The sequence below is a fragment of the Cyanobium sp. WAJ14-Wanaka genome, from assembly GCF_024345375.1.
Taxonomy (GTDB): domain Bacteria; phylum Cyanobacteriota; class Cyanobacteriia; order PCC-6307; family Cyanobiaceae; genus Cyanobium_A.
This window is the reverse complement of the sequence record NZ_JAGQAZ010000001.1, coordinates 907,954-925,101: the sequence shown is the minus strand read 5'-3', so window position 1 is coordinate 925,101 and position 17,148 is coordinate 907,954. Positions and strand designations below refer to the sequence as shown.

Below are 17,148 nucleotides of genomic sequence, written 5' to 3'. Positions count from 1 at the left end.
GCGGCATCGAGGAGTGCCTACATCAACCCTTCCCGAAGCAACGTCACCACCTCCGGCAGGGCTGACCCAGACAGTTCGTTGCGCTGTAAGAAGGCCTGCCATTGCTTCTGCTTCCCAGGATCTTCTCCATACTCAGGACTTAGCCCCATGGGCACCTGTTGCGGCAGGGGTGTGGCGCGACCCACGAAGGTGCTCAGCACCGCCCTTGCGAGGGTCTCCCGGTCGAGCTGCTCGCGCGCCAGCAGCACCTGCAGATCGAAGTAGTCCTTTAGGCGACTGTTGACCATGCCCAGCTGAACTATCGCCTCCAGTTTTTCCGCGATTACCGTGTAGATGGGATAGGCGCCTAGACGTGGTGGAAGTAGGTCTTCCAGGAGCACTGGGTAATCAACCTCCTCGGCTGCTGGGGTGACCGCGTCACCAAAGCCGATATCAACCTGAAGAGGAATACGGGCCTGGTCAAGGGTGGCGTTCAAGGTGACCCTTGCGCCGGCGTAACTGGCTTCCTTACGGATCTCTTCTACCTGCACCGACTCGGAGAATCGCAATCCATCGTCTACGGCTTGTTGACTGATCTCACGAAACACCCCTTCCAATACCAATAGATCCCCTGCTCCGAAGCCCAGCAGGTCCATGTCCCTGGTGGGGCGGTGGGGCATGTCATACCAGAGGGCAAAGAGCATGGCCCCCTTGAGCAGAAACTGTTGGCTGTACTCCGAGATGCCGATCCGATAAAGCAATTGCTCCCTGCCAAAGCGGTTCAGTACCGCATCGAATGGCACCTGCTCTTGTCGGGCGCGGTTTAGCAGGCGTTGTCGGATAGATGCAGCCAGGTTGGCCGTCACAGGAGGGCTTCCAGATAGGGGGACATAACCCGCAGCATTTGCTGGGTTTGGGCCTGCCGCCATAGCTCATCGACATTCAGTCGCCGCTGATGGATCGCGTCCTTTAGGGCTTCCAGCACCGGCTCCATGCCAAGCCGGCGACGATGGCGGAAGCAATCGACCAGAGTTTTCTCGACCCCATAGACCTTGAGGAGGATCGGGCCGGAGCGCTGGGTTTCCACCTGCAGGCGGTGCTGCGCAGGCTGCAGGTGGATTACCTCGAGAAGAGGGAACTGCAGGACGGGCGTGTGCGCACCACGGGGGAGGCAGATCCAGGCTCTCCTTGGCTGTTGCGTGCCCAGGCCATGCAGCCGTAGGGCGGTGAGCAGGCAGAACACCGCCTGGGGAACCTGCTTGGCAACGATCTCGAGATCAACGTGCTCGCGAACTTCCGCGGCCGGCAGGCCATAGAGCCCGCGCCCCAGGCGCTCCAGCAGGCCCCGTTCGCACAGGCGGGCCAGGGTTGAGCGATCTACGCCAGCGGCTGCGGCCTCCCCGGTGCGTAGTAGGCCCTTGCTGCGCACCAGCTTCAGCGCCATTTCTTTCCTGTCTGCCACTGCCTTCATGGCTCCATTATGCGACAAAAGCTACACACCTGTAGCGGGCAGTGCCTTTCTCGTCGCAGGTCTGTGGCGCTGCTCCCCCGCCTAACCGGCGGAGAAAAGCAGCAGTTCGATCGCCTCCACTAGGCGAGAGAGGTGGGTTTTGGCTCGAGCATGTTCACTACCGTCGGGCCTGAGGCTGGGGCTCATATAGATACCGCTGGAAGTTGGCAAATAGTTGGCCAATTTCTTCCGGTTTGCCAAGGTCAGCAACCGCATCGGAGATGGAGTTTTGGTAGCGCAATAGCAATAGGGGGCTGAGCTTTTCTTGGGCTAGTTCTTGAACACCCATGCTCACGTAGTGCTGGAGCACGAAATCCAGGAAAAGTTGTTGCTTGCTTGTAAATCGAGAATTTATGTAGAGGCGTGCTTGCTGGGCGCGCTCCTCGCGGGGGATGGGCGGTAGGGCGTAGGCCACGTGGGCCAAAACATCAAATAGATCGCTGTTCTCTGCTGATATCAGCGACTGCATCTCGGCTAATTGGTCGCCGCCAAAGCCTTTTTCTGCCAGGCCCTGCAGCAGTTTGGCGCGGGTATCAGGTGCGCTCCAAAGGGCACGAAGCTCGGCCTCATCTTTCACGAATTCCGGCAGCTGGCCGTAGAGCAGCTCAATGAACTGCTGGGAGCTCATTGGCGTGCCATCGGGATGCCAAAAGCTTGTCACCATCATGTGCTGGAGAGAGCGCTCCTTGCCATCTCCGAGCTTGATACGCAGTTTGCTTCTACGGGGCGAATCATCGTTTTCGCCGGCTGGCGAATCCTGTTTGCTTGCGCTTTCTACTGCCTTCTCGGCTCCTGGATTGGGCAAACCTGGAGGTTCCGGCTCCAGGGGCTCGCCATCCCAATCGTGGTCATTGAAGTGGTGATGGGCTTTTACGAAATCGAGAATCGTGAAGTAGTCCTTCCCTTCGTAGAGGCGGGTGCCACGGCCGATGATTTGTTTGAACTCGATCATTGAGTTCACCGGCCGCAACAGCACGATGTTGCGCACGTTGCGGGCATCCACCCCGGTGGAGAGTTTCTGCGATGTGGTGAGGATGGTGGGGATTGTTTTTTCGTTGTCTTGAAAGGCCCTTAACCAGGTATTGCCAAGCTCGCCGTCGTCCGCGGTGACGCGATGGCAGTAGTTGGGGTCTGGGCTGGTTTTTAGTTGGTTGATCAGGTCGCGAATCGCCAGGGCATGCTCCTGGGTGGCGCAAAACACCAGGGTTTTCTCCTTGGGGTTGATCTGGCTGAGCAGGATTTCCACCCGCTGTCTTTCTCTCTGTTCGATCTCAATAATCCGGTTGAATTCTGCTTCGTTGTATCTACGCCCTTCCTCCACTTCACCTTCCACCACCTTGTCGTCGGGGGTGTAGACGTATTCATCAAGCGTTGTGGTGAACTGCTTTACGCGAAAGGGCGTAAGGAAGCCGTCGTTGATGCCCTCCTTTAGGGAGTAGATGAAAACTGGTTCGCCAAAGTAGTTGTAGGTGTCGGCGTTGTCTGTGCGGCGTGGGGTAGCAGTTAGGCCGAGCTGCACAGCTGGTTTGAAGTATTCGAGGATGCCGCGCCAGGTGGATTCGTTGTTGGCGCCACCGCGGTGACATTCATCGATCACGATGAAATCAAAGAAATCGGCGGGGTATTGGCCAAACCAGGGAGAGGGCTTGCCCTCCACCGGCGGGCCGCTCATGAAGGTTTGGAAAATGGTTAGGAAAACGCTGGCGTTTGTGGGCACGCGGCCCTTTTTGCGCAGGGCATCTGGTTCGATCCTGGCGAGGGCGTTGTCTTCGAAGGCGGCAAAACCGGTGAAGTCGTTGAAGGCCTGATCGGCGAGGGTGTTGCGATCAGCCAAAAAAAGGATTCGCGGCCTTCTGGTGGGCTGGCCGCTGAGGTTCCAGCGGGCCTGGAACAGCTTCCAGATGATCTGAAAGGCGATTGAGGTTTTGCCAGTGCCCGTGGCCAGGGTTAGCAGGATGCGGTCTTGGCCGGAGGCGATCGCCTCAAGCACCCGCGCCACGGCGATGTTTTGGTAGAAACGGATTTGCCAGCTGCCGCCCTTATCGGGGTATGGAATGGCTGCAAAGCGATCCCGCCAGGCGTTCTCCTCGGCGAAGGTGAGTGCCCACAGTTCGTCGGGTGTAGGGAAGGCCTTTTGCGGACCTTCTGCCCCGGTCTCCATATCGATGGCGTAAACACCGAGGCCATTGCTGGCGTAGGTGAAACGCAGATTCAGCTTGCCGGCATAGTCCTTGGCCTGGGCCACGCCCTCTGTGAGTGGAGCCGTGTCGGGCTTGGCCTCCACCACCGCCAGCTGGGTGTTGCGGTAGGTGAGCACGTAGTCGGCGGTCAGTGGCTTGCCGCGGCGGCCGCCGCCCTCGATCCGGCCGGGGGTAATCGAAAACTCGCGACGGATGCGGCTGCCCTCCACCACTCCCCAACCTGCGGCTGTGAGCAGCGGATCAATCAACTCGGCGCGGGTTTCAGCCTCGTTCATGGCAGCAGGCTGGCCACGTGGGCGAGCAGGTCTGCGCAGAGCTGGTTCCAGTCGGTGCGGTCGAGGTGTTCCAGATCCGGATCTTCGTCGTAGCGCCACACCACGGCATACAGGGTGAAGCGGCTGAGGCCAACGAAGGGCTCAACAGCGGCGCCCTGATCGCGCAGCATCTGAAACAGCAGCCTGAGGTTGTGACTGAAGGGTGGCTGCTCTGGCGTGAGCACAAGCAGCCAGGCCTTCAGAGCCTTCTCGATCGCCTGCTGAAGATGAAATCCCCAGGTCGCTTCCTCAAAGAGCGAAGCATCCGCCATGGCCGAGGCGGTGCGCAGGTCGCGGTGCGCGATGCGCAGAAAGCCGGTGGCCGTTTCAGCCGGGGCCATACAGGGGCTTCGCAGGATCCAGCCGGCGCCCATAACGGAACGCCTCGGCAATCACGTTCTGACGCCCATGGCGCCGCTCCTCCACTTCACTGGCGGAGAAAAGCAGCAGTTCGATCGGCAGGCGGTGGTGGGCCAGCTTCCAGCCCAGGACATCCGTTTCCTCCAACCGCGAATGGCTGGCCATCCATTCATCCGGCACGGACACCAGCAGATCCAGATCGGAATCGGGCCGCTCGGTGCCGCGGGCGCGGGAACCGAAAAGGCGCACCTCGGCGCCCGGAATCGCCGCCTGGATCTCGGCCGCGATCGTGCGCAGCAGCGACTCATCCACCACGTAGGAGTAGCTGGAGGGGCGGTCTAAGGCGCTCATGGGGGGAGTCTGGCGTGACTTGGCTGGCTTTGCCTCCTGCTTGATCACGGAGCTAAAGCCCCAGCCGGCACTACGGCGATGCCATCGGCTCGCCGATAGCCATAGCCGCTGCCACAGACCACCGCCAGAAAGGCGGGTTCGCCGGATAGGCGCGTGTCGATCTGCTGGCGAAAGCGCATCAGCCCTGCGGCGGCGGCCTCTACCTGGCCCGGTCCGAGCTTGATCTCGATCGCACCCCAGCGGCCATCGCGGAGCTGCACGATCGCGTCCACTTCGATGCCGTAGTCGTCGCGATAGTGGAAGACTTCGCCCTCCAGCGCCTGGGCCAGCACCCGCAGGTCGCGGATCACCAGCGATTCGAACAGCAAGCCCAGCCACTCCAGATCGTTGAGCAGGCGATCGGGGCTGCCCCCCAGGGATGCCACCGCCAGGGAGGGGTCGCAGAAGTGGCGCCGAGGCGCCTGACGCAGGGCCGCCTTTGACCGCAGATGGGGCCGCCAGGCGGGCTGATTTTCGAGCACCATCAGCCGTTCCAGGGCGTTTAGGTGGTCGGCCACGGTGCGCGGGTCGAGGGGGCCATCGGCGCCGCCGGCATCGGCCGCCAGGGTGGACAGCCTCGCTTCTGTTGCGACATTGCGGCCGAGGGAGCGCAGCAGGGCCCCCAGCCGCTGGGGATCGCGCCGCCGCCCATCTAGCCGCTGCACGTCCACCCGCCGCACCTGCTCCAGGTAGTCACGGGCGGCCCGGCAGGCCGCCGCCACGGGCCGCTCCAGCTGGGCCGGCCAGCCGCCTCGGCAGACGAGCTCAGCCAGATCCGACAGCGACAGCCCTGGATCGGCGCAGCTCGGCGGCTCCCCCGCCAGCAGCGCCGCCAACGAGACACCGCCCTGGCCGGCGCCACTTTCCACCAGGCTCATCGGCCTCAGCCGCAGAAACGAGAAGCGCCCGGCCCCGGTGTGACGCTCGGCGTCATCGGCCGGTACCGCCGAGCCGGTGAGCAGAAATTGCCCGGGTTCAGCGGCGGCATCCACGGCCCGCCGCACCTGGTTCCAGAGCGCCGGCTCCACCTGCCACTCATCCAGCAGACGCGGCCGAGATCCGGCCAATACCAGGGCCGGATCCACCGCCAGCGCCTGGCGGGCGGCGGTGTCGATATCAAGCAGCACCATGGAGGCAGCCAGCTGCTGGGCCAGGCGGGTCTTGCCACAGGCCTTGGGGCCTTCGATCACCACGGCTCCGGCGGAGCCCAGGCAGGCGCGCAACTCGGCGTCGGCGATGCGGGGGCGATAGCCGGAGGCCATGGCGGGGCGAGCAATGCAGGAAATGCCGGAATCCTAATGCAGAAAAAGCCGGCCTTCTGATGCAGAACAAACTGCTGTGCCGATGCAGGAAAACGGGAGGCGGCTGGGGGTTGCGCTCGCTGGGAACCGCCATCGACCTGGAGGCCAACGCCCCGACGTTCACGCACTCCCCATCGGGGCGCCGAAGGTCATGAAGACCGCCACGAATCAGAGTTCGCCGCTGAACGCTTGGTGCAGGAGGGATTTTTTCAGGTCCGCCAGTGCCGCCTGCTTTTGCTCGTAGAGGCTCGCGAGGCGTTGGGTTTCGGTGGCGAGGGCGTCGAACTTGGCCGCGATGCGCTGCTGTTCTGCGCGTGATGGAAACTCCAATTTCAAATTTTTGAGGGAGGAGTTTGAAATAACCGGCTGTGCGGCCTGCCTCGCAAGACCGCGAAGGTTTTTGTAGTTCAAAAGGTATGTGAGGAATCCGTTGTCAAAATCAGCATTAACATCGACCAGCTTGAATGCGTTATCAGTCAGCCAGATTTTCTCAGTGATGTGCCTCGCATTCCCGCACAAAGCTCCTACCCGTCCAATAATCACGTTGTCGCCGGAAAGGTTGAAATCGTTGTGCTGGCCAGCGATTCCATTGCCCCCAAAGACGGGATAAGCACCGTATTTCATTTCTTTGCTGATTAGACCGTCGCCGCTCTTAAGCCTGAAACATTCACCGAGCGCCTTCTCCATCCACCCCTCGCCCCGCTGAGTGAAGACGGATTGGAGGTGGCTTTCAAAAAGCGCACGGGCGTTCTGGAGGTTCCTGGCAGCGTTGGCCTGGGCGGTGGCGAGGCCGGCAAACGCTTCGTCCAGCACCCCGACAATCCGCTGCTGTTCGGCCAGCGACTTTGGGAATCGGACGAGAGATTTCTCGGCCAGAAGCGAGCGGTTCAATTCGGTTTGCCCACCGCAACCTTCGCCACTCTTTTTGAGTTCTTCCTCAATGTCCCGAAGTACGTAGCCAAAGAACTCGGTAAAGAAGATGCCGGGTTCAGGCCGAACAATCGTGACGTGCGAATCTACAGTGGTTGGTTCTGGTGGGGCATAGCGAAGCTGGGCGACGCGACCGAGCGTTCCTTCCCCGGTTGAGTTCACCAACACATCGCCAGCTTGCACGAAACGTTCGGCGCTGACGGCCTTAGCCATGATGTCGTGCCGACGAGCAACCTCGAAGTTCACGCGATGATCGCGGATGCATCTTTGGTTGATGACCACGATTCCGCCATTTTCGACATACTTCGGCGACACGCCGCGATTCAGAAACGAACAAACGTCACCGAGCTGCTTTGTCTCCCACCCGATCATCATGCGAGCAGCCCCTTGATGGTTGCCAGAACGTCCGCGCTCTCGGTATCAAGCGAAGCGATCTCCGCCATGATCTCCTGTGGGCTGCGGTGCGTCACAGCCTCGCCCCCATTGGGGTTCTTCACCGATAGGTCGAAGCTGGCGGGATCGATCGTGTCTGCAGCGACGCTCCAGCTCTTGGCTGAATCAGCAAAGGTTTTCTGCAGCTCCACAAACTCCGCCAGGTCGGCGTCGTTGAGGGGATTGGTCTTGCCCAGATTGCGGCCGGGATCGAGCTGGTAGAACCACACCTTGTGGGTGGGTGCGCCCTTCTCGAAGAACAGCACCACCGTTTTCACGCCCGCCCCCTGGAAGGTGCCGCCCGGGCAATCCAGCACCGTGTGCAGGTTGCAGCTCTCCAGCAGCTGCTGGCGCAGGGCCACCGAGGCATTGTCGGTGTTGGATAAAAACGTGTTCTTGATCACTACCCCGGCGCGGCCGCCGGCCCGCAGCAGGCGGATGAAGTGCTGCAGAAACAGAAAGGCCGTTTCACCGCTGCGGATCGGGAAGTTCTGCTGCACCTCCTTGCGTTCGCTGCCACCGAAGGGTGGATTGGCGAGGATCACATCGAAGCGATCCCTCTCCTGCACATCGCTGAGGTTTTCAGTGAGGGTGTTGGCGTGGATGATCTTTGGCGCTTCGATGCCGTGCAGGATCATGTTCATGATCGCGATCACGTAGGCGAGGCTCTTTTTCTCCTTGCCGGTGAAGGTGCGCGTTTGCAGGGTTTCGAGATCGGCGGTGCTGAGATCCCGGCCGCCGGTGCCGCCCTGGCGCATGAATTCAAACGCTTCACACAAAAACCCCGCCGAACCCACCGCTGGGTCATAGACCGTTTCACCGATTTGGGGATTTACCACTCCAACAATTGCGCGGATCAATGGCCGGGGCGTGTAGTACTCGCCGCCATTGCGGCCAGCGTTGCCCATCCTCTTGATCTTTTCCTCGTAGAGCATCGAAAGCTCGTGCTTTTCGCCCTGGGAGCGAAACCGCAGGCCATCGATCACGTCGATGATTTCGCGCAGGTTGTAGCCGCTGGAGATTTTGTTGCGGATCTCGCCGAAGATTTCACCGATCTTGTATTCGATCGTGTTTGGGCCGCTGGCCCGTTGCTTGAACTGCTCCAGGTAGGGAAACAGACGTTGATTCACAAATTCACGCAGGTCGTCGCCGGTGATGGCAACGTTGTGATCGAGTTGGCCGCTGGCGTTTTTTGGTGCTGCCCAGCTATTCCAGCGGTAGGGCTCCGCCAGGATCGGGCTATAGCTATGGCCCTCCAATGCAGCCACGGTGGCCTTGTCATCTTCCAGGCCATCGAGGTATTTGAGAAACAGCAGCCAGGAGGTCTGCTCGGTGTAATCGAGCTCAGTGCCGCAGCCGGCCTCCTTACGCAGGCAGTCGTCGATGCCGCGAAAGGCCTGCTCAAAACTGCTGGCACTATTGGCTGGTTTCGCTGCGCGGGATCGCCCATCGCCTAGGGAAACGGATCCGCCCCTGCCACGACCCAGCACGATCAGTCCCCGATCGAGCAGCTCCGCCTTGACTGCCCCATAGGTGGCCTCTTCCCATTCCAGTACGCCACGTAGCCCTTCATTTCCGGCTGATCCCCCCAGGGCGGCCAGGGCCCCAAGGAACTCGTCCTGGAGATCTTCCTGTTGGTTTTTGTCTGGCTGCGGGCTCTCTGCGGTGAAGGTCAACGGGGGCGGAGGACGAGCCAGCTAAGCCTGACATCAAATCGGGTTTTACTTCCACGCCCCGCTGGCGCTGCGGCCCGCTAGCGCTGCGGCCCGCTAGCGCTGCGGCCCTGGTGGGGGTGCTTGCAGAATTGCTGCATTAATTGGGCCTTGCCCCCTTGATTTCCCCCGATTTGATCAGCACGGCCGACCTGCAGGCCCTGCTCCAAACCTGGGGCTATGGGGTGGTGTTTGGGGCCATGTTGCTCGAAAGTGCCGGGGTGCCCCTGCCGGGTGAAACCGTGACCCTGCTCGGTGGTTATGCCGCCGGCAGCGGCCACCTCAATGGGGTGGGGGTGATAGCAGCCGCCAGCAGCGGCGCAATCTTGGGGGATTCGATTGGCTATTGGCTGGGGCGCCGGGCCGGTTGGCCCCTGCTCCTGAAGGTGGCTCGCCTGCTGCGTAAATCGCCCGAGCAGATGGAGGTGCTGCGTCAACGCTTCCTGCGCCATGCCGGTAAGTCGGTGTTTTTTGGCCGCTTTGTGGCCCTACTGCGGGTGTTTGCTGGACCCATGGCCGGCGCCGTTGGCATGCCCTATGGGCGCTTTCTGATCTGCAATGTGGCTGGCGGCTTGCTCTGGGCCACCACCATGGTGAGCCTGGCCTGGCTGGGGGGGCGCTGGATCCCCATGCAGAGGATGGTGGAGGGGGTAATGCAATTTGGGCTGGTGGCCATGGCGCTGGTATTGGTGGTAGTTGTGTTGCCGAAGCTGTTCTCGCGGTGGGCCGCGCGGCCATGAGCCTGCAACTCACCGGCGCCCAGAGGCGTTTCGCCACCCTTTCAGCCCTGCTGGGCAATGCCCTGGAGTGGTTTGATTTCGCCGTCTATGGCTATCTGGCAACGCCCCTGGGCAAGGCCTTCTTCCCCGCCGAAGACGGCGCCATGCAGGCGGTGGCTGCCTTTGGCGTGTTTGCCGTGGGCTACTTGATGCGACCAGTGGGCAGCTTGGTGTTGGGGCCGATTGGCGATCTTTTTGGCCGGCGCGAGATGCTCAGCCTCAGCATCGTTTTGATGGGCGCCTCCAGCCTGGCGATAGCGCTTTTACCCACCCACGCCCAGGTGGGCATGGCGGCCGGGCTGCTGCTGTTGTTGATGCGGATGCTGCAGGGGTTCTCGGTGGGTGGTGAGTTCACCGGTTCGATGACCTACGCCACGGAGGCGGCCCGCCCAGGCCAACAGGGGTTCTTGGCCAGCCTGGCCACGGCAGGTGGTTTGGTTGGTTTCAGCCTGGGCTCCCTCACCGTGGCCCTGTTGGCCGGTTTTTTGGGGGATGGCGCCATGGATGCCTGGGGCTGGCGGCTGCCCTTTGGCCTCGGTGCCTTGGTGGCCGTGGTGGGTCTGTGGATGCGGCGGCGCATGCCGGAAACCCTCGAAAAAGAGCCCTCAGAGGTGGAAATCAAAACACCTGGCGCCCTCATTGGAGCGATGGCCGGCCGCCTGCAGCAGGTGGCTTCCCAGTGGCGATTGGTACTGCGCATTGCGGCCTTGGTGTCTTTTGCCAACGTTGTCTTTTATGTGTTGTTTGTCTATTTGGTCGATTACACCGGCCACCAAGGGGGAGCCAACCTGGCCGAAGCCAATGCCATCGCCACCCTGGTGCAAAGCCTGGGTTTGCCCTTTGTGCTGCTGGGTGGGGTGTTGGTGGATCGATATGGCAAGCGGCTGATAAATCGCATCGGCAACCTGATGCTCCTATTGGTTACCCCATTGGTGCTGCCCCTGGTGCAATTGGGCGGCACCCGGGGGCTGCTGCTGGGCCAGGCCATTGGGGTGCTGCCGGTGATGTTGACGATGGGGGCCCAGGGGGTAACGGCGGTGGAAATGGTGCCGGTGCGCCAGCGCTGCGCTGTCTTTTCGATTGCCTACAGCCTGGCGATGGCCCTGTTTGCCGGCACATCCCCCTTGGTGAGTAGCTGGCTGTTGGAACAACAGGGTTGGCAATGGGGGCCGGCTCTCTACTGCTGCCTGTATGCAATCCCAGCCCTGTGGGCCCTGCGTCAGAGGTAGAAGCCGACGGTGGTTACCACCCTGGTGCCCTGGGCCCGCAGGGCACTGCGCAGGGCAATGGTGGATTGGTTGTGCAGGATGTTTTCCCAGCGATGGCGGGTCACAAATACGGGCAACACCACGGTGCAAAAGGTGTCGCGATCTTTTTTGTGCTCCACCTCAAAGCTGCCCACGAAATCCAAGACCGGATCGATTAAGGAGCGGTAGGGCGACTCCAAAATCACCAGCGGAATGCCCGGCAGCTGGCGCCGCCATTGCTCCTGGAAGGCCTCGGCCTTCCCCAGGCCCAGGTCAACGTGCACCGCCACCAGTTCGCGGGCGATGGAGTGGGCGTAACGCACGGCCTCGAAGCTGCCCCGGTGTAGTTGTCCGACCAGCACCACCACCGGCGCCCCGCCATGCTCCGGGGCAGGGGGCAGGCTCAGACGCTTATCGGTGGCCAGGCGCAACCTTTTAGCCACCTGCACGTAGTGGCGCTTGATCGCCAAAAACAGCATCACCAGGATCGGAATGGCTACCACGACCAGCCAGGCCCCATGGGTGAACTTGCTGAACAGCAGCACCCCCGTAACCATCAGGGTCACCAGGCTGCCAAAGGCATTCACCAGGGCCTTGCCGATCCAGCCAGCGGCCCGATCCCTCCACCAATGCACCACCATTCCGGCCTGGGAAAGGGTGAAGCTCAAAAACACCCCCACCGCATATAGGGGGATTAGGCGGGTCACGCTGCCGCCAAAGACAATCAGCAGCAGGCCGGCAAAGCCGCTGAGGGCCAGGATTCCGTTGCTGAATACGAGCCGATCGCCCAGGGAGGTGAGCTGGCGGGGCAGATAACCGTCCTGGGCCAGGAAATTTGCCAGGCGCGGAAAATCTGCATAGGCGGTGTTTGCTGCCAAAAGCAGGATCAACAGGGTCGATATCTGCAGCACCAACAACAAAAAGCCATTGCCAAGCACCTGTTGACCCAGTTGGTAGAGCAGGGTCGGGCCGTTTTCCACATAAACAGTGCCCAGCTTTTGGGCCAATACGCTCATGCCGCCAAACATCGTGGCGAGCAACACCACCATCACCGTGAGTACCCGGCGGGCGTTTTTCCATTCCGTGGGCTTGAAGGCCATCACCGAATCACTGATGGCTTCAATGCCGGTAAGGGCCGCACAACCCGAACTAAAGGCCCGCATCAGCAGCACGATGCTTACGGCCGAAAGCTCCCGGTGCTCTGCGGCCATGATTAGGTCTTGCTGGGAGGCGGCCATTGGGGCGAGGTCGCCATGGAGCACCTTGGCCAGGCCCATCACCACCACGGTGAGCACCGCCGCCATAAATACATAGGTGGGGGCGCTGAGTAGTTGGGCGCTGGAGCGCACCCCCCGCAGGTTGGCCACCATCAATAGGCCCAGGCCCAGCAGGCAAAGGGGCACTCGAAAGGGTTCAAGGGCTGGAAAGTAGGAGGTGAGGGCTGAGATGCCAGCCGCCGTACTCACCGCCACGGTGAGCATGTAATCGATGGCCAGGGAGGCACCCGCCACCAGCCCGGGCACGTCGCCCAGATTCTCGTGGGACACCCTGTAGGAGCCGCCGCCCTGGGGGTAGGCCTTGATGGTTTGGCGATAGCTGATCGCCACGATCAGCATCAGGGCAATGATCAGGCCCGTGATTGGCAGGGTGAAGCCCAGGCCTGCCGCCCCGGCCATGCCCAGCACCAGCACAATTTCCTGGGTGGCGTAGGCCACCGAAGAAAGGGCATCGGAGCTGAGAACGGCTAGGGCTTCTGCGTTGTTGAGCCTTTCTTCTGCTTGGGCGCTGGTGGGTAGGGGGCTGCCGATCAGGCTGCGCCGCAGCCGACCTAGACCGAAAAAATCGACCCGCGCCATGGCGGAAGCCACAAATAGGGCCAAACCCTAGGTCTCTGGTTGAGCTGCGGCTGCCAAACTGCACCGATTAGTTGAAGGTTCATGCCCCGGTTGCGTCAGCTCACCGCCAAGCTTTCCGTGGGGATTTCGCTTGGCGCCCTGTGTGCCCTGGCCGGTTGCGCCGGCGACGGCGCTGGGATCGAAAGCCAGAAGCTGGCCACGATTAAGGGCCGCGGCACCCTGGTCTGTGGAGTGGATGGCAAGTTGCCCGGCTTCAGTTTTGTGGGGCCGGATGGCAGCTACAGCGGCCTTGATGTGGAGGTGTGTCGGGCCGTGGCCGCGGCGGTGCTGGCCGATCCAAACAAGGTGGAATACCGCGATCTCAACTCCAGTGAACGGTTTGCGGCCCTCTCGAGCGGAGAGGTAGATCTCCTTTCGCGCAACACCACCCTGACCCTCAGCCGCGACGGCGCCGGCGGCAATGGCCTCAGCTTTGCCCCCACCGTTTTCTATGACGGCCAGGGGGTAATGGTGCCCGTGGCCAGTGGCATCAAGGGCCTCAAGGATTTGGCCGGCAAGCCGATCTGTGTGGAGAGCGGCACCACCACCGAGCTCAACCTGGCCGATCGGATGCGGGAGATCAATGCCCCCTACACGCCGCTCAAATTCCAAACCGGCGACCAGACCTACGCCGCCTACCTGCAGGACCGCTGCGTGGCCGTCACCAGCGACCGTTCCCAGCTGGCCGCCAAGCGCACCAGTTTCCCCAACCCCGCTGGCCACACCCTGCTGCCCGAGGTGCTCAGTAAGGAGCCCCTCACCCCTGCCACCGTCAATGGCGATCCGGCCTGGGCCGATGCGGTGCGCTGGACGATCTATGCCCTGATGCAGGCAGAGGAATTGGGGATTACCCAGGCCAATCTGCAGGCCAAGTTGGCCGAGGCCAAGGCCAATCCCAACCTGGCGGACCTGCGCCGTTTCTTGGGTGTGGAGGGGGATTTCGGCAAGCAGCTGGGCCTGCCCGCCGATTTCGTTGTCAAGGTGATTGCAGCCGGCGGAAATTACGGCGAAATTTTTGAGCGAAGCGTGGGGGTGGGCTCCAAGCTCAAGCTGGAGAGGGGCCTTAACCGCCAGTGGAAAGACGGTGGCCTGATCTATTCGCCCCCCTTCCGTTGATGGGCCCAGCCCCGCTGCCGGCCGCGCCTCCCTGGTGGCGTAACCGAAGGCTGTTGCCCTGGCTAATCCAGGCCGGAGTGGGCCTGGTGGTGTTGGTGCTGGTGGCCTTTTTGGTGGGCAACCTGGTGCGCAACCTCACCGCAGCTGGCTTGCTTTTGAGCTGGAGCTGGCTGGATAACCCGGCCGGTTTCGACCTTGCCGAATCCTCCATTCCCTTTTCAGCTAGCCAGCCCTACTGGCTTGGCCTGGTGGCTGGCCTGGTAAACACCCTGAAGGTGGTGCTAGTGGGCCTGGTGGGTGCCACCCTGTTGGGCACCCTTTTGGGGGCAGCGGCCTTCAGCGGCAATGGCCTGCTGCGGCGCCTGGCCCGGATCTATGTGGAGCTGGTGCGCAACATTCCCCTGCTGTTGCAGCTGGTGTTTTGGTATTTCGTGGTCTTTTTGGCCTTGCCCAACGGGCTCCAGGCCTGGCAGTTGCCGGGGCTGGTGCTGGCTAAATCGGGCCTTTATCTGGCCTGGTTTGGCAAGGGTCTGGCCTGGCAAGCACCCCAGCTGGTGGATGGGGTTTGGCAGGCGCCGCTGCGACTCACGGTGGAATTTGGGGCCCTGCTCACGGGCCTGGTGGTTTACACAGCTGCCTTTATTGCCGAGGTGGTGCGTGGGGGCATTGCTTCGGTGCCCCAAGGCCAGTGGGAGGCGGCGCGGGCTTTGGGCTTTTCACCCCAGCTCACCCTGGGGCGGATTGTGATGCCCCAGGCCCTGCGGGTGATCGTGCCTGGCCTCAATAGCCAATACATCTCCTTGGCCAAAAATTCTTCCCTGGCCGTGGCCGTTGGCTACACCGACCTCTATTCCGTGGCCGAAACCACCCTCAACCAAACCGGCAGGGCGGTGGAGGTGGTGCTGTTGCTACTCGGCTCTTACCTGGTGATTGACCTGCTGATCTCGGCGCTGATGAATGGCCTGAACCGGCTTGTGCAGTTGAGGGAACGCTGATGCAGGCCAGTGCTCCACCGCCGATGTTGCGCCCTGGTCCGTGGCAACGGCTGCGCCGCGAGCTGTTTGGCAGCAAGCTCGACGGACTGATTTCCTTGGCCCTGTTTGCTGCCCTGCTGGCGGCGGGGGCGGGGCTATTGCGCTGGGCACTCACCCAGGCCCAGTGGGCCGTGATTCAAACCAACAGCACCCTGTTTGCGGTGGGCCGCTACCCGATTGAGCAGCAGTGGCGGCTCTGGCTGCTTACGGGCCTTTTGGCCGCCGCCGCCGGTTTGAGCTGGGGTCTGTTGCGGGGTGGGCCCAGGGCCCAGGCCAACCGCTGGCCGACCAACGACCGCCTGGCAGCAGGGTTTTTGGTTGCCCTGGCGGCCCTCCTGCCCCTGCTGCTGCAGCTCAGCTTGGCGATCCAGGCGCGCTGGTGGGCGATCACGGGCCTGCTGTTGGGGCTGCGCTGGGCCAGCGGCAATTGGGCCAGTGGTAGGCGGGCTGGCGAGCGGACCCTGCTGCTGCGCCTGTTCCCCCTGCTGTGGCCCCTGCTCTACCTGCTGGGGATGGTGTTGATCAGTGGCGGCCTGGGCCTGATGCCCGTGGCGCCCTCCAACTGGGGCGGCCTCCTGCTCACCCTGCTCGAAGCCAGCTTTGCCATCCTGATCTGCTTTCCCCTGGGGCTGCTGCTGGCCCTAGGGCGCCGCAGTGAATTGCCCCTGCTGAGCTGGGGCTCGGTGATCTATATCGAATTCATCCGTGGAGCACCCCTGATCACCCTGCTGTTTCTGGGCCAAAACATCCTGGGCTTTTTGCTGCCCGGGGGCCTGGCGCCAGATCGGGTTTGGCGGGCGGCCTGGGTGCTTACTTTCTTTGCGGCGGCCTATGTGGCCGAGGCCCTGCGCTCCGGCCTAAACGCGGTGCCCCGCGGCCAGTTGGAGGCGGCCCAGGCCCTAGGGCTGTCGATGCCCCAGGCCCTGCTGCAGGTGGTGATCCCCCAGGCGGTGCGGGTGGCCCTGCCCTCGGTGGTGGGCCAGTTCATCACCCTCCTCCAAGACACCACCTTGCTCTCCCTGATTGGCCTGCTTGATTTGCTAGGTACGGCTCGCACGGTGATGGCCAACCCGGCCTTCCTTGGCCGCAATGCCGAGGTTTATCTGGTGCTGGCGGTGCTGTTTTGGTGTTGCTGCGCCGCCCTGGGCCTGGGTAGCCGCGCCCTCGAAACCCGCCTCAATCCCAATTCCCCCCTGCGTTCTGCCCCATGAGCACCGATCCGATCGTTGAGGCCAGGGGCGTGCAGAAGTGGTACCCGAATGGCTTCCACGCCCTCAGGGGTGTGGACCTGACGGTCCATCGCGGTGAGGTGGTGGTGATCATGGGGCCCTCAGGTTCTGGCAAGAGCACCTTCCTGCGCACCTTTAATGCCCTTGAAGATTTCCAGCAGGGTTCGATCACGGTCGATGGCATGGCCATCGATGCCGACACCCGCAACATCGAGGCAATCCGCCGCGAGGTGGGGATGGTGTTTCAGCAGTTCAACCTGTTTCCCCACCTCAGCGTGCTGGAAAATCTCACCCTGGCGCCGGTGCTGGTGCGTAAGCGCCCGAAGGCCCAGGTGGAGAGAGAAGCCCTGGAGCTGTTGGAGCGGGTCGGCATTGCCGAGCAGGCCCATAAATTCCCCGGCCAGCTCTCGGGCGGTCAGCAACAGAGGGTGGCAATTGCCCGCTCGCTTTGCATGGAGCCCCGCCTGATGCTCTTTGATGAGCCCACCAGTTCCCTCGATCCGGAAATGGTGCAGGAGGTGCTGGAGGTGATGCAGGAGCTGGCGGCGGAGGGAATGACGATGGTGGTCGTCACCCATGAGGTGCGCTTTGCCCGTCAGGTCGCCAGCCGGGTGGTGTTGATGGCGGAGGGAACCGTGGTGGAAATCGCACCGCCTGAGCAGTTCTTCTCCTGCCCATCGCACCCGCGCACCCAGCAATTTCTCCAACAGATCGCCTAA

At 62.2% G+C, this 17,148-nt stretch carries 15 protein-coding genes; 6 read left to right on the top strand and 9 right to left on the bottom strand.

Translation table 11 applies throughout. The annotated features are described in order from the left end of the window. Window positions 1-17: 17 nt before the first annotated feature. The 8 genes from KBY49_RS05210 to KBY49_RS05175 form a co-directional block, all read right to left on the bottom strand. Window positions 18-845, bottom strand: a complete 828-nt coding sequence (locus KBY49_RS05210; protein ID WP_254933671.1) for a nucleotidyl transferase AbiEii/AbiGii toxin family protein — start codon at window positions 843-845, stop codon at window positions 18-20. Continuing rightward, complete coding sequence (locus tag KBY49_RS05205; RefSeq protein ID WP_254933670.1) at window positions 842-1,450, bottom strand: type IV toxin-antitoxin system AbiEi family antitoxin domain-containing protein; 609 nt, start codon at window positions 1,448-1,450, stop codon at window positions 842-844. Before KBY49_RS05205 ends, KBY49_RS05210 begins: the two co-directional genes overlap by 4 nt. A gap of 157 nt (window positions 1,451-1,607) precedes the next feature. Beyond that, a complete protein-coding gene (gene hsdR / locus KBY49_RS05200; RefSeq protein ID WP_254933669.1) occupies window positions 1,608-3,965 on the bottom strand; it encodes an EcoAI/FtnUII family type I restriction enzme subunit R in 2,358 nt (785 codons plus the stop codon). Next, entirely contained in the window at window positions 3,962-4,345 is a 384-nt protein-coding gene (locus KBY49_RS05195; protein WP_254933668.1) for a HEPN domain-containing protein, read from the bottom strand. Before KBY49_RS05195 ends, hsdR begins: the two co-directional genes overlap by 4 nt. Next, window positions 4,332-4,715 carry a nucleotidyltransferase domain-containing protein gene (locus KBY49_RS05190; RefSeq protein WP_254933667.1) on the bottom strand — a complete coding sequence of 128 codons (384 nt, stop codon included), beginning with the start codon at window positions 4,713-4,715 and terminating at the stop codon, window positions 4,332-4,334. The genes KBY49_RS05195 and KBY49_RS05190 overlap by 14 nt, the downstream gene beginning before the upstream one ends. Window positions 4,716-4,759: 44 nt before the next feature. Beyond that, entirely contained in the window at window positions 4,760-6,016 is a 1,257-nt protein-coding gene (locus KBY49_RS05185) for an ATP-binding protein (RefSeq protein WP_254933666.1), read from the bottom strand. Window positions 6,017-6,223: 207 nt separating this feature from the next. Further along, on the bottom strand, window positions 6,224-7,357 hold the full coding sequence (locus KBY49_RS05180; protein WP_254933665.1) for a restriction endonuclease subunit S: 1,134 nt from the start codon (window positions 7,355-7,357) through the stop codon (window positions 6,224-6,226). Continuing rightward, complete coding sequence (locus KBY49_RS05175; RefSeq protein WP_254933664.1) at window positions 7,357-9,093, bottom strand: N-6 DNA methylase; 1,737 nt, start codon at window positions 9,091-9,093, stop codon at window positions 7,357-7,359. Before KBY49_RS05175 ends, KBY49_RS05180 begins: the two co-directional genes overlap by 1 nt. Before the next feature lie 155 nt (window positions 9,094-9,248). Between KBY49_RS05175 and KBY49_RS05170 the strand changes: the two genes are divergently transcribed. After that, window positions 9,249-9,869 carry a DedA family protein gene (locus KBY49_RS05170; protein WP_254933663.1) on the top strand — a complete coding sequence of 207 codons (621 nt, stop codon included), beginning with the start codon at window positions 9,249-9,251 and terminating at the stop codon, window positions 9,867-9,869. Then, entirely contained in the window at window positions 9,866-11,137 is a 1,272-nt protein-coding gene (locus KBY49_RS05165; protein ID WP_254933662.1) for an MFS transporter, read from the top strand. Before KBY49_RS05170 ends, KBY49_RS05165 begins: the two co-directional genes overlap by 4 nt. Here the strand turns inward: KBY49_RS05165 and KBY49_RS05160 are convergent. Further along, entirely contained in the window at window positions 11,128-13,035 is a 1,908-nt protein-coding gene (locus KBY49_RS05160; RefSeq protein WP_254933661.1) for an APC family permease, read from the bottom strand. The two genes, KBY49_RS05165 and KBY49_RS05160, sit on opposite strands and share 10 nt — an antisense overlap. 57 nt (window positions 13,036-13,092) lie before the next feature. Here KBY49_RS05160 and KBY49_RS05155 point away from each other — a divergent pair, with 57 nt between their 5' ends. The 4 genes from KBY49_RS05155 to KBY49_RS05140 are packed head-to-tail and all read left to right on the top strand — an operon-like array spanning window position 13,093 to window position 17,148. Beyond that, the gene (locus tag KBY49_RS05155; protein WP_254933660.1) at window positions 13,093-14,166 is read left to right on the top strand and encodes an amino acid ABC transporter substrate-binding protein; all 1,074 of its coding nucleotides are present in this window, start codon (window positions 13,093-13,095) and stop codon (window positions 14,164-14,166) included. Next, on the top strand, window positions 14,166-15,161 hold the full coding sequence (locus KBY49_RS05150) for an ABC transporter permease subunit (RefSeq protein WP_254933659.1): 996 nt from the start codon (window positions 14,166-14,168) through the stop codon (window positions 15,159-15,161). Before KBY49_RS05155 ends, KBY49_RS05150 begins: the two co-directional genes overlap by 1 nt. Next, window positions 15,161-16,411, top strand: coding sequence for an amino acid ABC transporter permease (locus tag KBY49_RS05145; protein ID WP_254933658.1), 1,251 nt, complete (start codon window positions 15,161-15,163; stop codon window positions 16,409-16,411). Before KBY49_RS05150 ends, KBY49_RS05145 begins: the two co-directional genes overlap by 1 nt. Continuing rightward, a complete protein-coding gene (locus KBY49_RS05140) occupies window positions 16,408-17,148 on the top strand; it encodes an amino acid ABC transporter ATP-binding protein (RefSeq protein ID WP_261346204.1) in 741 nt (246 codons plus the stop codon). The genes KBY49_RS05145 and KBY49_RS05140 overlap by 4 nt, the downstream gene beginning before the upstream one ends.

Excerpts from the sequence above, each read along its gene's own strand:
- KBY49_RS05180 (WP_254933665.1), bottom strand. The coding sequence starts at position 7,357 with ATGATCGGGTGGGAGACAAAGCAGCTCGGTGACGTTTGTTCGTTTCTG.
- KBY49_RS05150 (WP_254933659.1), top strand. The coding sequence starts at position 14,166 with ATGGGCCCAGCCCCGCTGCCGGCCGCGCCTCCCTGGTGGCGTAACCGA.
- KBY49_RS05195 (WP_254933668.1), bottom strand. The coding sequence starts at position 4,345 with ATGGCCCCGGCTGAAACGGCCACCGGCTTTCTGCGCATCGCGCACCGC.
- hsdR (WP_254933669.1), bottom strand. The coding sequence starts at position 3,965 with ATGAACGAGGCTGAAACCCGCGCCGAGTTGATTGATCCGCTGCTCACA.
- KBY49_RS05140 (WP_261346204.1), top strand. The coding sequence starts at position 16,408 with ATGAGCACCGATCCGATCGTTGAGGCCAGGGGCGTGCAGAAGTGGTAC.
- KBY49_RS05205 (WP_254933670.1), bottom strand. The coding sequence starts at position 1,450 with ATGAAGGCAGTGGCAGACAGGAAAGAAATGGCGCTGAAGCTGGTGCGC.
- KBY49_RS05185 (WP_254933666.1), bottom strand. The coding sequence starts at position 6,016 with ATGGCCTCCGGCTATCGCCCCCGCATCGCCGACGCCGAGTTGCGCGCC.
- KBY49_RS05165 (WP_254933662.1), top strand. The coding sequence starts at position 9,866 with ATGAGCCTGCAACTCACCGGCGCCCAGAGGCGTTTCGCCACCCTTTCA.
- KBY49_RS05155 (WP_254933660.1), top strand. The coding sequence starts at position 13,093 with ATGCCCCGGTTGCGTCAGCTCACCGCCAAGCTTTCCGTGGGGATTTCG.
- KBY49_RS05145 (WP_254933658.1), top strand. The coding sequence starts at position 15,161 with ATGCAGGCCAGTGCTCCACCGCCGATGTTGCGCCCTGGTCCGTGGCAA.
- KBY49_RS05190 (WP_254933667.1), bottom strand. The coding sequence starts at position 4,715 with ATGAGCGCCTTAGACCGCCCCTCCAGCTACTCCTACGTGGTGGATGAG.